This is a genomic window from Streptomyces roseochromogenus subsp. oscitans DS 12.976 (assembly GCF_000497445.1).
GTDB lineage: Bacteria > Actinomycetota > Actinomycetes > Streptomycetales > Streptomycetaceae > Streptomyces > Streptomyces oscitans.
In genome coordinates, this window is the sequence record NZ_CM002285.1 from 1,951,841 (window position 1) to 1,955,370 (window position 3,530).

The window sequence follows — 3,530 nt, forward strand, 5'->3', positions numbered from 1 at the left end:
GCGCCGGCTGCAGGCCGCCGAGGACGCGATCACCGCGGGCGAACTCGACCTGGCCCGGGACATCGCCCGTGAGGTGCTGTCCCGGGCGAGTGTGCCCGCCGACCGGGTGCGCGCCTGGATCATCGTCATCGACAGCGCCGGCCACACCATGGCCGAGGTCGACGCGGTCTTCCCGCAGGCCCTCGCCGACGCCGGCGACGACCCCCGGCTGCTGGCCCTGGTCCACTACCAGCTGGCCTGGCGGGCGCTGATCGTGGAGGGCGACTTCACCGAGGCCCGCGAGGCCGCCGCACACGCCGCCGAGCTGGCCGCACGCGGCGAGGACCGGCGCACCGAACTGCTCTCCCTGGCCTTCCAGGCGCAGACCGAGACCCTGATGGGCCACCCGGAGGCGCCGAGGACCATCAAGCGCGCGCTGAAGGAGCCTCAGGACCCCCGGGTGGCCTGGCACCACAACGGGGCGGGCAGCGCCCGGTTCCGCTGGCTGGTCATGGGCGACCAGCTGACCGAGGCCCGGACGACGGTCACCGCGCTGCTGCGCGAGGTGCGCCGGCGCGGCTCGGTGGAGAGCGAGGTGCATTTCCTGCGCGGGCTCGCCGAGACCGAGCTGCGCGCCGGGCACTGCGGGCGCGCCCTGGAGCTGGCCCGCGACAGCCTGCGCCTCGCCCGGGACTCCGGGATCGGCGAGACCGCCTCGGCGATGCTCACCTCGCTCGCGGAGGCTTCCGGCGGCGACGTGGACCGGGCCCTGGCCCTCGCCCGGGAGGCGGTGGAGCACGCCGAGGAGGACGGCGACCAGATGTATCTCTCCCGGGCCCTGGGCGCGCTCGGCTACGCCCAGTTGGTGGCCGGGGACCCGGCGGGCACGGTCCGCTCGCTGCGCCGGGTGCGCCGGCTGGAGCTGGGGCTCGGCATCACCGACCCGGCGCGCGGCCGCTGGCAGGGCGACCTCGCCGAGGCACTGGTCCGCATCGGTGAACCGGCCGAGGCGCAGGACGTCATCGACACGAGCCGCGAGCACGCGCTGCGGCTGGACCGGGAGAGCGTCCTCGCCGTCCTCGACCGCTCCGAGGCCCTGGTACGGGCCGCCCAGGGCGACCTGGAGGCCGCCGTGGCCCAGCTGACGTCCGCTCAGCACCGGCTCGGCAAGCTCGGCTACGGGCTGGAGGAGGCGCGGGCGGCGTTCGCGCTGGCCCGGCTGCGCGGCAGACGCCCCGGCTCGTCGGCCTATGACGAGGCGACCCGGATGTTCCGCCGCTGCCGGGCGTTGCCCTGGTTGCGCCAAGTGGACGAATCCCTGACCACTCCCGAGCCGCAACCGGCGCTCGCCGTGCCGGACGCCCTGGCGGGGCTGGCCGGACTGGAGGTGCTGGCCTCGATGGAGCGTCAGGTCGCCGCGCTGGTCATGGAGGGCGCCACCAACCGGGAGATCGCCGCGCGGCTGTTCATCAGCGTGAAGACGGTGGAGGCGACACTGACCCGGGTCTACCGCAAGCTGGGGATCCGCTCCCGCGTGGATATCGTCCGATTGGCGGCAGCTCGCCGCGCGAAGTGAGAACGCGGCCGGTTAACTGAACCGGACCGAGGGTTTTCCCTCACCCAACCCCCTAGGGGGTTCCCTCATTGGGAGCCGAGGGTTCCGGGTCCTAGCGTAAAGGGCGTGCCGCTCGCCCGGGCACACGGGGGTCGGTCCCGCGACCCCCGTGCACACCCCCGCCCGCTGCGACCCCCCACCGGTGCAACCCCCACTGAGGAGACTCATGTTCGGGCTCAGACGTGCCAGAAAGACCGCCGCGATCCTGGTGGCCACCGCCGCCACCGCGGCGACCGCGCTGCTCGCCTCCCCCACAGCGAGCGCCGCCCCGCAGCCGATCGTCGGCGGTACGACCACCACCACGGCGGAGTACCCGTTCGTCGTCCAGATCACCGACGCGTCCGGGAACCAGTTCTGCGGCGGCACCCTGGTGGCCGCCAAGAAGGTCGTGACCGCCGCGCACTGCATGGCCGGCGAGTCCGCCGGCAGCGTCCGCGTGGTCGGCGGCCGGACCTATCTGAACGGCACCGACGGCACCGTCAGCGACGTCAGCAAAATCTGGGTCAACCCGGGCTACTCGGACGCCACCAACGGCGACGACGTGGCGGTACTGACCCTGTCGACAGCGCTGCCGTACACCCCGGTGTCGTACGTCTCCTCCTCCCAGACGGGCGTGTACGCGGCCGGCACCACGGCCCGGATCCTCGGCTGGGGGACCACCTCGGAGAACGGCAGTTCCTCCAACCAGCTGCGGACCGCGACCGTTCCGATCGTGGCCGACTCCAGCTGCAAGACTTCTTACGGTTCGGACTTCGTCCAGTCCGACATGGTGTGCGCCGGACTCACCACCGGCGGCGTAGACACCTGCCAGGGCGACAGCGGCGGTCCCCTGCTCATCGGGGGCGTCCTGGCAGGGATCACTTCCTGGGGCGAGGGTTGCGCGGAGGCCGGTTACCCGGGTGTGTACACCCGGCTGACCACCTTCTCGGACCTCGTGACCGCGCAGGTCAACTCGTGACCCGGAAGACCTCCCGAGCACCCCTCGGGTAGATGCCAGGGGGGCGTTGCGAGCCACCACGAGCGGCCCGCAACGCCCCCCTCTCCACATCCACCCCCGTGGGACGCGGGGGCTACTTGTCGGCCGTGAGCTTCCCGGCCGCGCCCCAGCTGTCCGCGGGCACCTCGTGGATCCACACCTGCACGGTCTCCGCCGGGATCCGGTACGCGTCGACGAACGCGTCGGTGACCCGCTTGACCAGCTCCCGCTTGAGCTCGGCATCGCGGGGACCCTGCTGGATGGTGACGATCGGCATGACTGAACTCCCTTGACCGGTGTTCCTGTTCGGTGGTGGGTCCAGTCCATCGCGGCGCATGCCCCTGACCAAGAAGCAGTCCGCGACCGCAGCGATCAGCTTTCGTGATCACCGCAGGCCAGGAGCAGTTTCTCCAGATGCGGGGAGGGATCGGCGGCGGGCACCGCGAGACCGGTGGCCAGGGCCAGTCCGGGCGCGCGGAAGGGGACGTACGCCACCCGGGGCGTGGCCAGCACGCGCGCGTGGGAGGCGTAGACGACCGTCCACAGCGGCCGGGCGCCGATGGTGGCGAGGGTGTCGTGCAGGGTGCCGGCCACGGGCCCGGGCACCGGCTCGAACCCGGCCGCTTGGCAGGCGCCGACGACCAGGTCGACCAGGGCGGGGTTGACGCGGCGCGGGGCGAGGGCGAGGGGCAGCCCGGCGAGGTCGGCGAGGTCGATCTCGTCGCGCCGCGCGAGCGGGTGCGTGGCCGGCAGGGCGGCGACCAGCGGATCGGACCACAGGGGCACCACCCGTACTCCGGCCGGAGGTTCGGCCGAACGGACGAACGCGGCGTCCAGCCGGCCCGCCGCGACCCGGGCCAGCCGTTCACCGGCCGGCAGCGAGACCAGCTCCACCGGCACCTCGGGCGCCCGCTCGGCGAACGCGGCCAGCACCCGGTCCAGATGCGCGCCGAGCCCGGT

4 protein-coding genes are annotated in these 3,530 nt (G+C 73.3%); 2 read left to right on the forward strand and 2 right to left on the reverse strand.

Going from position 1 to position 3,530, the window contains the following annotated elements; translation table 11 throughout:
- Together M878_RS58500 and M878_RS58505 are read left to right on the forward strand one after the other, a co-directional pair.
- A partial coding sequence (locus tag M878_RS58500; RefSeq protein ID WP_023545799.1) for a helix-turn-helix transcriptional regulator occupies positions 1–1,555 on the forward strand: 1,555 nt, incomplete at its 5' end.
- A 205-nt stretch (positions 1,556–1,760) separates the two neighbouring features.
- Complete coding sequence (locus M878_RS58505; RefSeq protein ID WP_023545800.1) at positions 1,761–2,552, forward strand: S1 family peptidase; 792 nt, start codon at positions 1,761–1,763, stop codon at positions 2,550–2,552.
- 112 nt (positions 2,553–2,664) lie between these two features.
- Here the strand turns inward: M878_RS58505 and dmpI are convergent, their stop codons facing one another.
- Positions 2,665–2,847 carry a 4-oxalocrotonate tautomerase DmpI gene (gene dmpI, locus M878_RS58510; protein ID WP_023545801.1) on the reverse strand — a complete coding sequence of 61 codons (183 nt, stop codon included), beginning with the start codon at positions 2,845–2,847 and terminating at the stop codon, positions 2,665–2,667.
- A 95-nt stretch (positions 2,848–2,942) separates the two neighbouring features.
- Positions 2,943–3,530, reverse strand: a 588-nt coding sequence (locus M878_RS58515; protein WP_023545802.1) for a LysR family substrate-binding domain-containing protein, incomplete at its 5' end; no start/stop codon positions are given.